At 56.1% G+C, this 15,878-nt stretch carries 15 protein-coding genes and 2 pseudogenes; 5 read left to right on the top strand and 12 right to left on the bottom strand.

What is annotated here, in order from left to right:
- Positions 1-257: 257 nt before the first annotated feature.
- The 4 genes from AC3D25_RS30730 to AC3D25_RS30715 form a co-directional block, all read right to left on the bottom strand.
- A complete protein-coding gene (locus AC3D25_RS30730; protein WP_488892298.1) occupies positions 258-1,247 on the bottom strand; it encodes a ParB/RepB/Spo0J family partition protein in 990 nt (329 codons plus the stop codon).
- Positions 1,240-1,932: an AAA family ATPase gene (locus tag AC3D25_RS30725; RefSeq protein ID WP_488892297.1), complete on the bottom strand. Its 693-nt coding sequence runs from the start codon at positions 1,930-1,932 to the stop codon at positions 1,240-1,242. Before AC3D25_RS30725 ends, AC3D25_RS30730 begins: the two co-directional genes overlap by 8 nt.
- A gap of 615 nt (positions 1,933-2,547) precedes the next feature.
- A complete protein-coding gene (locus AC3D25_RS30720) occupies positions 2,548-4,077 on the bottom strand; it encodes a replication initiation protein (RefSeq protein WP_488892296.1) in 1,530 nt (509 codons plus the stop codon).
- Positions 4,078-5,133: 1,056 nt separating this feature from the next.
- Positions 5,134-5,535 (bottom strand): hypothetical protein, encoded by a 402-nt coding sequence (locus tag AC3D25_RS30715; protein WP_488892295.1) that lies wholly within the window; start codon positions 5,533-5,535, stop codon positions 5,134-5,136.
- 101 nt (positions 5,536-5,636) lie between these two features.
- On the opposite strand from AC3D25_RS30715, the pseudogene AC3D25_RS30710 reads away from it, so the two are divergent.
- Positions 5,637-6,380, top strand: a pseudogene (locus AC3D25_RS30710) (type II secretory pathway protein); the annotation flags it as partial.
- 73 nt (positions 6,381-6,453) lie between these two features.
- Here AC3D25_RS30710 and AC3D25_RS30705 read toward each other — a convergent pair.
- Positions 6,454-7,182 carry a hypothetical protein gene (locus AC3D25_RS30705; RefSeq protein WP_488892312.1) on the bottom strand — a complete coding sequence of 243 codons (729 nt, stop codon included), beginning with the start codon at positions 7,180-7,182 and terminating at the stop codon, positions 6,454-6,456.
- A 129-nt stretch (positions 7,183-7,311) separates the two neighbouring features.
- On the opposite strand from AC3D25_RS30705, the gene ssb reads away from it, so the two are divergent.
- The 4 genes from ssb to AC3D25_RS30685 all read left to right on the top strand — a co-directional run bounded on the left by ssb (position 7,312) and on the right by AC3D25_RS30685 (position 11,654).
- Positions 7,312-7,806, top strand: coding sequence for a single-stranded DNA-binding protein (ssb, locus tag AC3D25_RS30700; protein WP_488892294.1), 495 nt, complete (start codon positions 7,312-7,314; stop codon positions 7,804-7,806).
- 257 nt (positions 7,807-8,063) lie between these two features.
- Positions 8,064-9,263 carry a tyrosine-type recombinase/integrase gene (locus AC3D25_RS30695; RefSeq protein ID WP_488892293.1) on the top strand — a complete coding sequence of 400 codons (1,200 nt, stop codon included), beginning with the start codon at positions 8,064-8,066 and terminating at the stop codon, positions 9,261-9,263.
- Positions 9,260-10,900 carry a tyrosine-type recombinase/integrase gene (locus AC3D25_RS30690; protein WP_488892292.1) on the top strand — a complete coding sequence of 547 codons (1,641 nt, stop codon included), beginning with the start codon at positions 9,260-9,262 and terminating at the stop codon, positions 10,898-10,900. Before AC3D25_RS30695 ends, AC3D25_RS30690 begins: the two co-directional genes overlap by 4 nt.
- Before the next feature lie 322 nt (positions 10,901-11,222).
- Positions 11,223-11,654 carry a hypothetical protein gene (locus tag AC3D25_RS30685; RefSeq protein ID WP_488892291.1) on the top strand — a complete coding sequence of 144 codons (432 nt, stop codon included), beginning with the start codon at positions 11,223-11,225 and terminating at the stop codon, positions 11,652-11,654.
- Here AC3D25_RS30685 and AC3D25_RS30680 read toward each other — a convergent pair.
- The 7 genes and pseudogenes from AC3D25_RS30680 to AC3D25_RS30650 form a co-directional block, all read right to left on the bottom strand.
- Positions 11,635-12,675, bottom strand: coding sequence for an MFS transporter (locus AC3D25_RS30680; protein WP_488892290.1), 1,041 nt, complete (start codon positions 12,673-12,675; stop codon positions 11,635-11,637). The genes AC3D25_RS30685 and AC3D25_RS30680 overlap by 20 nt on opposite strands.
- A pseudogene (arsH, locus tag AC3D25_RS30675) lies at positions 12,656-13,186 on the bottom strand (arsenical resistance protein ArsH); the annotation flags it as partial. The pseudogene arsH and the gene AC3D25_RS30680, both read right to left, overlap by 20 nt.
- A gap of 264 nt (positions 13,187-13,450) precedes the next feature.
- Positions 13,451-13,660, bottom strand: coding sequence for a hypothetical protein (locus AC3D25_RS30670; protein WP_488892289.1), 210 nt, complete (start codon positions 13,658-13,660; stop codon positions 13,451-13,453).
- 23 nt (positions 13,661-13,683) lie between these two features.
- Positions 13,684-14,112: a hypothetical protein gene (locus AC3D25_RS30665; protein ID WP_488892288.1), complete on the bottom strand. Its 429-nt coding sequence runs from the start codon at positions 14,110-14,112 to the stop codon at positions 13,684-13,686.
- A 22-nt stretch (positions 14,113-14,134) separates the two neighbouring features.
- A complete protein-coding gene (bamE, locus tag AC3D25_RS30660) occupies positions 14,135-14,491 on the bottom strand; it encodes an outer membrane protein assembly factor BamE domain-containing protein (protein ID WP_488892287.1) in 357 nt (118 codons plus the stop codon).
- A 29-nt stretch (positions 14,492-14,520) separates the two neighbouring features.
- Positions 14,521-14,961 (bottom strand): bactofilin family protein, encoded by a 441-nt coding sequence (locus tag AC3D25_RS30655; protein WP_488892286.1) that lies wholly within the window; start codon positions 14,959-14,961, stop codon positions 14,521-14,523.
- Between the two features lie 13 nt (positions 14,962-14,974).
- Positions 14,975-15,865: a hypothetical protein gene (locus tag AC3D25_RS30650; RefSeq protein ID WP_488892285.1), complete on the bottom strand. Its 891-nt coding sequence runs from the start codon at positions 15,863-15,865 to the stop codon at positions 14,975-14,977.
- Between the last annotated feature and the right edge of the window lie 13 nt (positions 15,866-15,878).

The raw sequence follows: 15,878 nt of genomic DNA, 5'->3' as shown, positions 1-15,878 counted from the left end.
AAGAACCCGCCTTGCCCCACCGTCCGTCTAATAGATATCTGTCAGTTATCGGACAGAAAACTGTCATTTCCTGTCACCGCAAACACTGGGAACTCAATCACCTTCGCGCATTCGGCGCGCGCCGCGGGGGAAAAGGTTAATTCAGTATATCGAGTTTCCGAAAACTTCAAGCAATCGACGCTAGCTGTTGCCCAGGCGAAGACGCTGATAGGGTGATAAAAATACTGATTACTGAATCGAGAAGTTGAGCAACCAATTCACTCGTCTAACTCCTTAGTCCATGTTTCGATAAGTTCCTTCATCCGCTCGGCTAACCGCTGCTGGGCTTCACCTTGCACTCCAACGAGATTAAGCTCCGTGCGACCATCTCCAAAGAGCTTTAACTCACCCAGCGCGATGCCATCGGCTCGTTTGAATTGAACGCGGGATTGATAATGGGTGCGCCGAGGCCCACCTCGCTTGGTCGGCGCGTCCGCAGCCGCGACCTGCTCGAGTCGCCTAACACTCGCTCTCCCCTCAAGGATTTCTTGCAGCCAATGCTCCGCTACCGGCTGTCCCGCCCGCTCTAAGATGAGCTTAAGGTTGTAGGCATGCGCCAATCCGACAGACTTTGGAAATTGCGCCATCTGCATCAAAAACGGAGCGGGCAGACTATTAAGCAGGATCACTTTATTTACATGTGACGGCGGCTCTCCCACTGCAGCTGCCAACTCCGCATATTCGCGATATATCCCTTCGTCCAGCAATCTTTTCCAAGCAATCGCATCGTCAAACACTGTTTGCTCATCGCGCTCCTTATTGGCCCGATAAGCTCGAAGGTAGAGCGCCTGCTTCTCCAGTGTCTCTTCACAAAGCTCAGCGTCGATAAATTCATCGTTGCGAGACTTTGCCGCTCTGAGTCGCCTTTCTCCATCGATGATCACAAATTTCCCAGGAAACTCCGGTAGCCGGGTGACCTTAATCGCTTCCAATTGCCCTTCTTGCCCGAAGCTATGCGCCAAGCCTTCAATAGATTCAGCGTTGTAGAAGGAACGCGGGTTATAAGGGTTCGACACCGCATCGGCGACTTTGATTTTGAATCGCCCCTGAGGCTTCGCAAGAAGGTCTGCCGCTCTTCCAATAACGTTGACGGCCTCGCGCCGCGCGGTTTCGGCGACATCGTTCTTTGCCAACCGCGCTTCTGCTGATTCTCGTTCAACCGCCATCCCTGCACGAACACGACTTGTCAAGTTAAGTTGTTTAGCCATTAGCAATCATCCCCGCATCATCTTCCGCATTCAACATTTCAACGATTTCCTCGTAGAGCGAGTTAATTTCAACTCGCGCAGGTTTTACCCCGCGCACACCGCGGACATCAAATACAGTGCGGCCGAGAGCCGCAGCCTGAGGGTAGACTTCCCGGTGGCGGACATTAGTTTTCAATAGAGAAACATTGCTTTCCTGCAGAACATCACTCATTTGCCGATGCAATAAAGTCTTAGAATTAGACTTACTTACCAGGATCGCAAATTTGCCCTGGCTGTTATGTACCCGTGTCCGCTCGATGAGCGCCATCATCCCTTCGCTGCTCCACAAATCCAGTGGAGACGCGTTAGTCGGCACAATTGTCGCGTCGGCCACAGCAAGCACACGCCCCGTTGTCAGGTCATCGATATTCGGCGGGCAATCAACGATGACAATCTCATAGTCGTCGGCCAACCGCCCAATCTCGTTACCGATATTTTTTTCAAGCTTGCGAACAGCGCCGACTCTAAACGGAAGTGGTGTAGCCGGGTCAGCGGTTGCTGCCCAACTCATGCATGACTGCTGCCCATCCGCATCGGCAACAAAAACCTTGTAACCCGCAGCACTAAAGGCGCCGGCCAGATTCATGGTCGTTGTGGTTTTCCCCACGCCGCCCTTCTGATTTGCAATTGCAATCACTAAACCCATATTGCACTCCTATGCTGAATGCATTTGTAAAGTTCCAAACTTTCCTGCTCATGGCCATTCTAGTAGGCGTTCGCGCGGAAATCTAGAAACCACTTTAACTTTTCTCGGCAATGTCCAAACGTCATCAGGCTAAATCAACCAGACTTCACCAAAACGTCTCGGGGACTCCACCGTTGCCGCTGCTACCACGTGGTAGTGGCAACGTTTGGCCCTTCAAATTACCAGCCTGAACAATATGACCTACCACGTGGTAGAGATGGCAACGACATACGAGCCCGACCGTGTCAGATATGAATACGGATTTGGGGAGGGCCTAAACGCCTTGGCAATATTGTGAGTAGCGCGGATAGAGTCTCAGAGGACGCTGCGGACTGGCGAACGATAATTGACAGTCCAGACGCCCTCTACCACGTGGTAGCCGCCCTTAGTTGGCGCTGAGTCGAGAAAAAAAGTCGTCCAAGATCTCGCAACTTAGCCTGCTTCTTTTACCGACACTTGCACGATCCGAGCATGGATTGATAGCGAAAAGAAATGGTGGCTTTAGGCATCGACACGTCGGGCGGGTACACACCTCAAACGCCTTCGAGCATCCGACTTTTTTATATATTATTTTTATCAAAGTCGGCCAGTACGCTTTAAAAAATCAACAAAACTTGCTCGTGCTAGCGGATGTGTAACATCGGGCGCGCTTCCGAGCGTGATCTTCCTAGCCTGTCGAAAGTGCTTACCCTCGGGCGAGCCCAGGAACATATCCCAGAGAGTTTGTTTTTCTTCCTGATGAAGTGAGCTCCAATACTCATCCATCTGATTGGTCTGACTCTTTCGTGCTTCGTTTCTCTTCCGCTCAATTGCCTCCTCTCGACGCTGAGCATCCTCCAATTGAGCTGCCTGTTGGCGACGTTCCCTAAAGACCGCCAGCTCCGCCTTCTCGCTGTTCGTCAATAAGTAGCGATCTTCCGTGTCACGAAGAGCGCTCTTGAACAACGACAACCAATTTTTGACCGGAGCCTTTTGCTTATTCAAGACGTAGCGGAAGAGGAGAACGTCTGCAATTGCCTCAATGCGTTCGATCGGAAAAGACTCTGCAATCTCTTTAACCTGCTTTTGATTAAGAGCAAATTCTTCTCGGAGTTCCTTGTACCTCGCAGGATCAAGATACGCGCCCTCGAGCGCCAACTGAGTCTTTGGATTTTGAACGATAACGAAGTTCAACGATGTTACGAAACGCTTTTCCCGGCCATATCTCACGGTTGCAAAGATGTCGCCCAAGGACTCAAGCTCTGTAAGGGCGGGCTGGATGACGCGCATACTCAGTCGCTTAAATTCAAGGTACTCATCGCTGGCAACACCCATACGTTCGCGAAACTCGTTGAGAGTCATGTATCCAGTCTCACCACGCCACAGATTTTCCCGCAGAAGCTCATACAAACTTAACGAGTACTTGCTTTTGAACTTCGCGTTCATGCGCATGGAAACATGGTGGTAACGATCCGGAGCCGCGTACAGTTTCAGAAGAAACGCTGGAATTTTGTAGTGAAGTGAAGTTCCTTCAATCAAAACGTCTTGGACCATCTGGGTCGAGAACCACCGATCGCCGTCCGGAATTTGCATCAGAGATTGCTGCATCTCCGTCAACGACTCTTTCAGATAGGAATAGTCGTTCACATTGTGATCGACGAGCCACGACAAATAATCTAACGACACCGAAAACACCTGCTGCGTCGTCATCGTCGGGCGAGCGACGAAAATGAGGGCGTTGTGAAGCTTACTTTGCAGTAACTTCAACGGATTAACGAAGCGGACCCTCTGGCTGACCTTTTTTAGAAGAAGTTCCTCTTTAATCTGGACAATTGGCGTTCCTTCTCGGAAGAGGTCGAGACTCTGTTGGAAGTTACGACGACCTTCTGATTCGTTACTGAGATAAAACCGCGTCATGTCGCCTGAAGAGAGTCGTTCCAGCAGCTTGGCCTCGTCCTCAGCGGTGAGCACATCGGCGACATCACCTCCAATCTGCGCAAGGGAAGACTGGTCAGAATTGTCCCAATCAACTACTTGGACAATCTCCTGCGATGTGGCCGCTACCTGAGACTCGTCCGCGCCTTCGCCCATAGAAGCCCGATTGATTTTTTTGTTTTTTGCGTTCATAGACACTCCGCCACACTATGAGCGGTAATATGCTTCGCTTTAAGCCCCATGTCAAAGAATTATCCGTAGTCTTCAACGACTCCGGCGTGAAAGGACCCCATATGGTCCCCCATAACCGTAGTCCTCTAGAGAGCGAAGATTGGATTTGGCAGCTGACAGGCTGGCTGGGTCGCCTAGATTAGCTTCGTCGAGGCGCACCCACTCCCTACAAACGTAGTCTTTGGAACCGATCGTTGTTGTTGGAAGGTGGCAACAACTGCGAGATCGACGAAATTCACGAGTCCCACCGGCGAAATGAGACTCTTCCCCGCAAAGACTACAGCTATGGGTCGATTCGGCTTTGTGGCTCTCCTGGTCTCGATCACAGAGAAGCCGCGATCTCATTCGAAAAAGGCGCGGTGTCCGCCTTGCGGCCGGTTGCCTATCCTGAAGCCCACGTCTATACGGAGAGGTAGTACGAATGTCCGTCTCAGGTCTACATTTATAGGGCGCTCCCAGAGAAAGAGCCCTATAAACGTAGTCCTTTTGCCATAAAAAGACCGGCGAGGTATGCATCTCCCCTATGAATGTGGTCTTTAGGCCGTAGAAATGTGCCCACGAGGTGTGACCAAGGGTCCGCTTGAAGGTCCACTGTCCTTGCAAGAGAGCGTAGAAGACTCAGCGGATGCTTGTCGGCAAAAATTCTGGACGATTCTAATCTAAGAGTATAAAAATCTAATCTAATCGTTAACGTCGCGTAACTGGCTGATTTTTATACGAAAATACAGTGGCAAGACTACGTTTATGGTTCACCTACGACCCATAGATGTAGTTCAGGTGCCAAAGTCTACTTTTCTAGGACAAATCAGGACCACGTCCATCCGGCCTTGAGACTACGTTCGTAAGTTGAGACCACGCCTATAGGTGTGGTCCTCAGGCCGGGTTAGCACAGGCGCTTTATCCAGAAGAGAGCTTATGTGGACCGTCGGATCCGCGAGCACGGGAATTTCGACCATCTGGCGTTTGCGGAGCAATCACCGCGGACCATCGTCGCGATAAAAAGCACGCGTGCAACTTTCAAGTCTGGCGAATCTGCCCTAATACTTTCTCTGCCCAAACGACAAGCATGTGCATCTTCACGTCAAGTTTTCCTGCGTCCGCGTCGCAGTGCAATTCAATAACGAAGCGGTCCCCAGCTTTTCGAACTTTCAGATCAACGCCATTTTTCTTCACTCCGGCGAGCCGTGCTAGAAGTTGCTTAGGTGGCAATCGGGGGATCAAATTCGTTGCTTCCTGTGCCGCCTTTTTTAGTGCTTCCTCCCCTCTGAGGGCGATTATGTGCAGCAGTTCTTGCCCAACCTTTCTTGTAAGTTGGTGATCAGCAAATAGCGCGGTCACTTCTTTGGGGAGTGCAGCGACAGCCTCTGCCTCGACAATTCTTTGTCGGGAAATGTCTAGGACGATTGCAGCCTGTCGCATTGAGGTCCACGCACCTTTAGCAAGCCCCTCTGCATAGGTCGCGTGGAGGACAAGTGGAGTAGTGCTTCTTGTTACCCTTCGCCGCGCCGCTTGATATTTTTCGGCCCTTAAGTTGGCGACTACGCACGCTGCAATTCGACGTGAACGATGGATCGCAAGCGGGTGTCAGCGCCGACGTCATCTTCAACAGGATCCAGAACGGTCTGCAGAAATATGCGATCAGCTTCGCATCGCCGACCTCGCTCGCGACGGCGGCAGGCTCAGTTGGCCTGTCGGTGCTGCGACCCGGTTCGCCGTTCGAAGGCACGAACGCGGTGATCAGCGGCATCAACACCTATGGCAAGACGGTTCAGGACAACACCCAAACCAAGATGACGCTCAATGGTCTGCCGGTTTCGGTCGGGTCGTTCGAGACGAAGGGCTATCTCGCGTCCACCACGCCCGGCACTGGATCGTTGACCGGTACATCGGGCGGTTCAGTTGGTTTGCAGCCCGGATCGGTCACGGTCGGCGACTTTGTGAACATTCTTCCGTCCGTCAACGACCACAACCAGATCATCCTTTCGTACTGGAGCGACAACTCGAAGCTCAATGGTCCGTTCCAGACGATCAGCGCGGGGTCGGGCACGAGCCTCCAGACGATTCAGTTGCCGGACATCGTGGGTAGCAAGGACGATCAGACGATCGCGCTCTCGGACGGCCAAACCATTGTGCTGTACGGCGCGGTCACGAATCACTATGACGGCGCGAGCAACAACGGCATCGCTGGCCTGTCGGGCGCATGGAACAAGGCGAAAACCTTCCAGGTGATCATGCTCACGGCCACCGTCGTGCCGTCGATGTGAGCGCTGCGATGCATTTCGAACCGATTCCGGGAGAGAAGGGCGCGCGGCTTGTATTTGGGCTCGAGTGGCGTGCCTATGCGAACAAGGGCGCTGCCGGCGAACGTCGGCGATATGCGAGCGGCTTTGCGGCTACGCACTTCGTCGAGTTGAAGTTTAAGGAAGAGACGGTCGGTGGCTTTTGTAGAGTACTGCGGCATGGGACGGTGCCCCGTGCAGCGCAATGGGCTTCGGCGATCGCATCGCGAAGCCCCTCGCCTTGAAGCAAGATGAGTTCGCCGCGATTGAGCAGCGTGAGACAGAATGACTCGTAGGTTCTTCCGGGTCGCTTGCCGTCCGGAAACGCCTTCTCGCCCCACTCTTTCACAACGCCAAACTGCGGCCGTTCGTGCCGCCTCGGCAGTGCCGCCTTTGCCACTCGCTCTAGGGAGCGAACGTCACTCTCAATCACTACCGTATGGTCGACCTGCGAACGCTGCACCTGTGACCACGTTTGTTTGCCGCGCGGAGCGTCTGCGGGTTCGCCTTCGATCGCTACCTCAGATCGCGCCGAACGAATTGCTGTCGCAATCGCATCCGTCAGCGATCCGCGGTGCTCGTGGGTGACGGCCCAGTGCGGCGAGAGAGCCGGAATCAACTTCATACCGACCGCTGTTTCACGCAGCTCAAAGTCAAACGCTGGATGAAACTGCACGACGATGTCCCCCTCGTCGCGAAACAGCGTCGCCTCGCCAGCGATGATCGTCCTGGTCGGCGCCGCGTTGCTGACGGTGCAGGGTATCAAGGAGGATATGGGGTAAGTCACCAAGCGAAAGGAGATCCGAGGAGAGCCGCGGGTCGAGTTGTGCCTCGGGCGAGGGGAACATGCCGGCCCCGGAGACGGGCCACATTGCAGGTAGACGAGACCGCAAAAATGCGAGTTGGAGTTTTCTCAATGGCATCAGTAAACAAAGTGATCCTCGTCGGCAACCTCGGCGCAGATCCTGAGACCCGTTATCTTCCGAGCGGCGACGCAGTATCCAACATCCGGCTCGCAACCACCGACCGGTACAAGGTCAAGTCGTCGGGGGAGATGAAGGAATTGACAGAATGGCACGGCGTTTCGTTCTTCGGGCGTCTCGCCGAAGTCGTAAGCAAATATCTCAATAAGGGCGCGTCGGTCTACATCGAAGGCAGAATCCGCACACGCAAGTGGACGGACCAAGCCGGGGCCGAAAAGTACTCGACCGAGATCGTTGCCGATCAGATGCAAATGTTGGGCGGCAAGCCTAGTGGTGATCGCGGCGAGCGGGGCGCCCAACGCGATGAATTCGAGTCGCATCAGCCTTCGCGGCCGTTGAATCGACCGGCCCCACAAGGGAACAAGGCGCCGACGCCTTCGGAATCGTTCGGCGGTGGCTTTTCGGAATCCGATGACATCCCGTTCTGAGATTGCGTAACCAAAAAGTGTAAAGATCAACCCCGCCTTTGTGCGGGGTTTTTCTTTGTCTATATGGATTCGAGCGACCTAAACAACCAGCAACATTGACCGTAGGTGTACCGCGGCGACCCATACTGTTTTGTTGGTATCAGTTACCGTAAATCGAAATTCTCGAAACCTCCGCCGGGGGTGGGTTTGCGGTTCTCAGGGAAGAAAAAAATGTAAACATCTTCTAGTGTTGAAGTCGAGCATTGGGGGAGGCAATCGTGCATCCGCAGTTCCATGTCGTTTTAGTTTGTCACTCAGACGGAGAACGGTTGCCGATATTGCTGGATGGATATCGACAGCCCATAGCATGGATCAACAACTATGTAATCCGTCGGTTGCGCCCACGGCTAGCTGTCAGCAGCCTTGTCAAAACGCTTTATGTACTGGGCCAGTTTTGGCAATGGGCGTGCATCGAAGCATTTCCCCTCGAGATGCGGCTTGTCTCAGGGGACGGACTCACCCCAGATGAAATTGTCAGCAGGATTTACCCGTTCCTGCGTCGCAACTTCGGCGCAGCAGATAAGGTTCGCAAACTGGTTGTCGCACCCGACACCGTAGTGTTCCGGCTCAATGTCGTACTGCGCTTCGTCGTCTGGCATCTTGAGCGCGCGATTGCATTGACGGCGCCAGGCAGCCAGGAACTCGCCGATGCTCGGGAGCGACTGGCAGTCATAAGACGGACCTTCGCAACTGCCGCGCGAACACGACTACCGACTGCCGTGCACACCGAGCCGCTCACGGATGTTCAATTGCAACGGCTGCTGCAGGTTTGTCGTCCCGACTGCAATGAAAACCCCTGGAAGAAGCCCTATTGGAATCGCAACTTCCTGATAGTGCTGATGCTCGTCACGCTCGGAATCAGGCGCGGCGAATTGCTCAAGCTTCGGCTATCTGACTGCCTTCTTTCCAGAGCAAGTCCCGAGATTCGGGTCGAGCGATCGCCCGACGATCCAGTTGATCCGCGCAGGCATGAACCACAGGTCAAAACCGAGTCGCGGCATTTGCCGTGCGACACGTCGCTTGCCCGATATCTGAACGAATACATCTGCCGCGTGCGGCGGATGATTCCTGGCGCGAACAAAAGTCCCTATCTGTTTCTGAGCCGCGACGGGCAGCCGATGAGTCTAGCGCGTGTGAATGGTCTACTGGCGCAGGTGGGGCACGTTCACTCAGAGTTCGTCGACCTGCATCCCCACTGTCTGCGAAGCACGTGTGCTACAAACTTCCGTGCAACGGCGCAGCGAAACGGCGTGGATGAAGACCGCATTGACAAGGACATGATGTATTTCTTTGGCTGGCGTTCATCTGGCTCGGTGGCGCCCTACATCGAAGCAGCGATCCGACAGGAATCGCGTGAGATCAGCCTACGCTATCAGACGTCACTCTTTGGCCAAAACGCATTGAGGAGACATAGGTGACGAACGGTGATGTCAACCACGCGCTGGCCGCGACGCTTGCCCGGTTCAACCTTCCAACGTTGCCAAATTCTGTCATTGACCGGGACGGCCGACGTATCAGCATGACTGAATCGCGCTGGAGACTCAATACCGTTACAGATCATGTGTCCATCGACTGGGCCGACTTCTCCGACGCCAATCCAATCGTGAACTACGCACTGAGGAGATGGGCCGTACATCTGCTCACCCAACAAGCAAGCGCGAGTGTTGCCAACGCGGTATCAGAGACGGCGGCAACTATAAGCGGACGTAGACGCAATACAAATGCATCGTCCGGAGAACTGCGCGCGCATTGGCAAGAGATGAAAACCATCATCGAGCCCGACAGGTTGTGTCCAGCTTTGTGCACCCTCGTAGTCAAAGCTATTCAGGTATTGCGGGCCCGCAAGGCGATGTCGAGCTTCTATCGATTGCGTCTGTGGTACTTGTGGTCGGCTGAAATGCTGCATTGCCTGGGGTTCGATCACCAATTTGCGCAAGAGCTCAACGAAATATGGGTTCCAGGCCAACCTTCGCGCCTGGCTGTAGAACTGGAAGACGAGGACTGTGGACCGCTCTGTGATACGGAGGTAACGCTATTACGCAAGGCGCTGGCCGATGACCAGTCGATGACCCGATCCAGCCTCCTACAGCGCGCGGCCATTGCACTCTGTCTGGCGCTTGGCAGAAATCCAGCAAACTTCTGCCTGCTTCGGGAGACTGACCTTCATAACATCGTCGAGGGCTATGACGTGCCGCCTCAATGGGTGCTGTCCATTCCGCGCATCAAGAAGTCTGGCATGGGACCCCGTCAGGTCTTCGTAGAGGAGCGTATCAGCGACGATCTGGCGAAGCTGCTCCGGGATCTGATTGCGAGTAACGCGTCCATTGACTGCGGAGGCTGCCCAAGGCCGATCTTCATGCGAAGGCGGCCAGACAGTTGGCTCGCCGGCACAGATATCGGCGAATACGCTTACCACATCTCAAGTCAACAGTTTGCACAACTGGTCCGATCCTTCTCGTTGAGAGCCGGACTGGTCTCACCGCGTACTTTGCGGTCGCTGCAACTGACACCACGGCGCCTGCGCTACACCTTCGCCACGACGATGGTCGAACTGGGTGTGTCCCGAAAAGTGCTCGCTGTCATGCTCGATCACTCGGATACTCAGCACGTGAGGGTCTACTACGCGCTGAAAGGAAGGCAACTGACCAGAATTCTCGATCAGGCCGCAGCGTTGAAGCTTGGGCCGCTGATGAGGTTGTTCCGGGGCACGCTGGTACCGTCTCCTAGTTGGGCTGTGAATGGCTCCGACCCGCAGAAAATTATCCGGTTCACAGGGGATGTGTCCGCGGTGCGGCCGATTGAAATCGGTGCATGCGGACAGGAGCATCTGTGCACGCTCGATCCGCCATTCTCCTGCTACTTGTGCCCAAAATTCCAGCCCTACGTAGAGGCCGATCATCAGGCGGTGTTCGACGAACTTATTGCTAGCCGCGAGCATCGTCGGATCAGGTACGGGTCGCGCGTTTCGATACAACTCGATGACGTTATCTACGCGGTAGCGCAGGTGGTCCTGGAGGTCGACGAACATGTTCGCAAGCCTCGAAAAAAAGCGTAAGTCGATGGCTGCACCCGCTTGCGCGGTTGGCGCACCGTCGGCGAACTGGTTGATCAATCAGGCTTCGCTCATTGCCGCGGCCAGGTCCGCGGTGCCCTTTGCCGGTGTAGCCTGGAGCAGTCCGGTCTGGGATGTGTCGGAGACCTATCGGCATCGTACCCGGGCGTACCAGATAGACAGGCCAATACGGAGGATAGTCTTTACCCGGCACGGTCTCGGGCCTCACTTACTAGGACCGCCCCTGCACGGCGTCTTTGCCGATGTAGTGAAGTCGCTCGTGTGTCTAAGACATCGCCAGCGGGGACAGTCAGCGAATAGCCACATGTTGTTCGTACGAGCAACGCGGTATGTGTTCGATGCGCTAGGCGACTGCGAGTACGACATCAGTGAACTGAGCGGCGATCATCTCGACGCTGCAGCCGCAAAGGTGCAAGGACGTGAAAAAGAGTCGACGGCGTATAAGGTCGTTGGACACATAGAGGAGTTTGCCGACGCGCTCGACCGAAACGGACTCTGTCGGTTGCGACTTGACTGGCGATGCAGGAATAAAGTCCGTCCGAGATGGCTGACGCCCGATCGTATCGAGCAGGATCGTCGCGACACCGGGCCAAAAAATCGCCTCCCTGACGAAGATGCCATACGCGCGCTCGGATACCTCTATCAGAACCTCCCGCGAGGTGCGCCGCCATCCGAATCGATCAGCGGCGATCGCATCATGACCTTGATTGCCACGATTATCCCTCCGTCCACATGACGTCTTGCACGATGGTGCCACGCAGAATCGTCATCATTCCGTTTGCGCCGCCGTATATGGTGGCGAATAGCACGAGCCCGACGGACCGGTCACCAGCGCACATCATGACTACCACGGACACTGGGAAAGCCGTTGTGACAAGCAATCCGACGACAGATGGTCGAAGGTTGCGTCCGACGGTGGCCCATATGATTCGTGCGAGGACCTGAGCCGGACCGATGACACCCATCGTGAGGAGAATGACGGCAGGGTGGATCTTGCGCTCGGCCATCAAGGGAACGAGATGAAAGGTCAACGCGGCGAAGGTAGCGTAATAAGCAGTAAAGCAAACTGCCAGACACCAAAAGGTGGGTGTGCGCAGCGCACGGCGGGTCGCCTCCGCGTTAATTGCCTGAACCGCCGCGACATGTGCGACGCCTGCTGCGTGTGATGCTCTGCGCTGAATGGCGAGAAATTGCAACGGTACGCAGATAACTAAGTTGAGGGCAGCGAGTACGGCTAACGCATCTCGCCATCCGAACCAGGTCACGAGGCCTTGGGTCAGCGGTATGAAGACGGTACTTGCAAATCCTGCGACCAGCGTGACGAGCGTGATCTTGCTTCGAAACGTAGCCGGAAAATCTTGGGTGATGACTGCAAAGACCGGATCGTAAAGTGTCGCGGCCATCGCGATGCCAAGCCCAATCCAAACAATGTAAAGGACATTGAGGCTGTGGGCCTGCGACCACAGAAGGAGCATCGCGCTACTGAGAAACGAGCCTGCAACCATCACGCGACGACCATATCCGTGATCGATCCATTTGCCCACTGGATAGGCCGCAAGCCCTGACACCAGAAGGCCCGTGGATAGCGCGGCATTCGTGGCCATGCGGCCCCATCCCATCGTCTGCTCCATGGGCACGACGAAAAGGGAAAACGCGTAGTAGGTCGATCCCCAGGAAACGAGTTGCGCGATTGCGAGCGCTAAGGTCGCGGCAGTGTCGCGAGCGTTACTTGTTTGATCACTGAGCTTCGCGGTCATCGATGTCTGCGTTGGCGTCCGCTTCGTGATCCATTGCAGCGGCTGAAAGCGCACTTGCTTGCTCGGGGCGCGCCTCTTTGCGCTCACTGTACCGATCCGTGAGGTAGTTGGATCGGTCGCGAACCAACAGTGTGAACTTGATGAGTTCCTCCATCACGTCGACGACGCGATCATAGTACGAGGAGGGCTTCATCCGACCGGTCTCGTCAAACTCTTGCCACGCTTTGGCTACGGACGATTGATTGGGGATAGTGACCATGCGCATCCATCGACCAAGTAGGCGAAGGGCATTGACCGCGTTGAACGATTGGGAGCCTCCGCAAACTTGCATTACAGCGAGCGTTCTGCCCTGGGTTGGCCGGACGCCAGCTGCCTCGAGCGGTAGCCAATCAATCTGATTCTTGAACACCGCAGTGAGCGTGCCGTGACGCTCGGGGCTGCACCAGACCTGTCCCTCTGACCATTGCGAGAGCTGGCGCAACTCGACCACCTTGGGATGATCGGGCTGCATCTGCTGCAGACCGGTTTTCCACTCCTACCGCGACAAGTGGCGACCTTGGTAACCGTGCCGAGCAAATTCAAAATTTACCGCATTGACGTGTTTGGTGAGGAGGCCCCACGGCTCCAACCCTCGGCTGAATAAGACGCAGTCTGGGTCGGCGATTTCGAAGTACAGCAGCACACGCCAAGCATCCAAAAAAAAAGCCCGCTCAGGGCGGGCTTGAATCCATATCGGTTGAGACATGGAGGAGACGGGATAAGTATAAACCCTATCTCATCTGAATGTCTGCATCTCGTTCGCGAACCGCTGCAAGAACGCCTCGTTCAACTCAAAGCGGTCGCGGTGAGGCACGTTCTCCGGCATCGCCTGCCGATTTATGAACCGACCGTCAGAACTCATGCAGAAGCAGCGCCCGTCAAATGCCGCTTCTTGAGCGGCCTGTTCCCAGACCGGCGTGCGCGTGTCAAAGCTCGAATCAGTCATATTCAAACGCGCCAGTCGCTCGATTAAATCGTGGCCGGCGATCGTTGCGTACGCGAGCGCGGCGATCCCGGGTCGCCGCGGCCGAACAGCGACACGATTGACGCGATTCCACACAACGCGGCAAGCGCCTCGCATATCTGGACCAGGCGCGCGCTTGCCTTCCAAGCGGAGGCACTTTCCGTCAGACTTTTCGTGTTGGCTTCGATCTTAATCTGCAGTTCGTCGGCGGACGTGAAGCCGTGGCGAAGCAAAAGAGCTTGGCCTTGGGCCACGGGCAGGCTCTGGGCGTCGCCACGAAGTTCGATCAGTCGGGCAAGATTTGACTCCTGGACCAGTGTGGCCGCCTGTTCGGTCGCGGACAGGGTGAATGCAGTGGCGAGCGCGATGACCGCCACAGGCACGAGAAACGCGGCAGTCAAAACCGCCCGGGCAAGGATTTTTCGAACTGTCATTTTGGTTACGTTTCTTGGTGGGCTACAGGCTGCGTTTGCTGTTTTCGATACCAGTCACCACGCCCTTTTTGTTGAAACGGACGTGCAGTGCCGACTCATTCATCGAGTGACCGAGCAGGTTCAATCCTGGAACGAAGCCGAGCGGGGTGGTCTGAACTCGTTGATATGACCACGTCGATCCGCCGTCGATATCTGCGCTGCGTTCTTGCGGCTCGCCAAAGCGCGTGAGCACGTCTTGCTTCGTCGAGCGGCCGACAACGATCTGAGAAATGAGCGACTGGTCGGAAACGGCCTCAGATGCGCCCGAAGCGCAGCCAGCGAGCGTTGCGATGGAGAGGGTGAAAGCGATAACTGCTGCGGAGCGTTTGAACATCATCATTTTTCCGGGTTCTGTGTTCGGGTAGTCGGTCAGGCAATGGCGCGTGAAATGTCGGTTACGTTCGATTCCGACTTTTCCGACTGCTGCGGGAGTTCTGTTGCCGAGGCGGGCGCGTCGGCGCGTTCGGCTTCGATCGTCAGCATCCGGGCGACACGTTTCAATGTGCCGTTCAGTGCGGCGCGCGGGCCGAGGCGGATCGTGCCGCAGTAAAAGATGTCACCACTTACGTGGCCATTGATTTCCAGCGTGCCGCGCGCGTGTACGTTGCCGTCGACGCGCCCGTCAATTCGGACGTGCTCTCCCTGAGCAATGCCTTGAACCAGGCCGCCTTCGCCGACGTGCAAAAGGCCCTGAGTCGAGACCATGCCGCCGTCGCAGAGACCGAAGCAGCTGATGCCGTGATCGACGATGATGTCGCCGGTGATCGTGCAGCCCGCAGAAATAAGCGTGATGTTGGGTTTCGTTTTCATGGTGGTGCGATTCCTAGAACATTTTCACTTCGGCCGAACCTGCACGGTTCGACGGCGCGGGCGTGGCCGCAGAGTCGCTGTCCGTCGCGGTCTCGGTACGCGGCCGCGAGATATGGCGGCGGACCGGATGGGCGGGCTTGCCGGATTCTTCGGCGGCGCTCGCGGACGGGCCTGATTGCATCTGCGCGGCTGGCGCGGGTTGGGCCGGTGCAGCGCTCGGTTGCGCCGGGGCGACTGTGGCGGGTGCTGCCTTCGCCACCGCCTGTGGGGCCATCGGTGTGGCCGTCTGCGCCGCTGAGATCTGCGCGGGCGCGGCTTTCGGCGCTTCACTGCGGTTGGTCGGGGTGCGTCGAATCGGCGATGCAGCTGCAAGTTGCGATTCAGACGACAGGGGTTGGGACGTCTTCGGTGCGTCGGACGCAGTCGGTGTGCGCATCGATGCCCGGAACTGTTCCGCCGTCAGCCCCAACGAAGAAGCCGATGCGAAGTCCGCGGCGCTGAGTGTCGACGCATCTGCAACCGGTTGGGCGGGCGTTGCGTCGACTTCGCGCGTGCTCGTGGGCTGCTCGATGCGGTTTGCGGGCTTCTGCGAGTTCGTCAATACAGCCGGAGCGGCGACTGCAGTAGCGCCGCTTGCATGGTCGGCCACGCGCGCGCCGACGTGCGCCTTATAGATTGAAGCGGCGCCCATTCCGGCCATGGCGACGAGCGCGGCAATGGCGACCGCAATCACACCGCGACGCGCGATCGGCCCCGCTTGTACCCAGCGTTCGCGTGCAGTCGGGGTTGCGTCGGCGGGAAAGTCGCCGGGGGCCGGCAGCGCCGCGAGTTGGCGCGGAAGGTCAATGACCATCGAATCGGGTGCAAACTGCGCATGCAGTCGCTGAATTTCATGGATATCCATTGGGAATGCCTCT

It is taken from the genome of Caballeronia sp. SL1002, from assembly GCF_057814995.1.
Note: the sequence above shows the minus strand (reverse complement) of the source record. Positions and strands in the feature narration are given on the sequence as shown.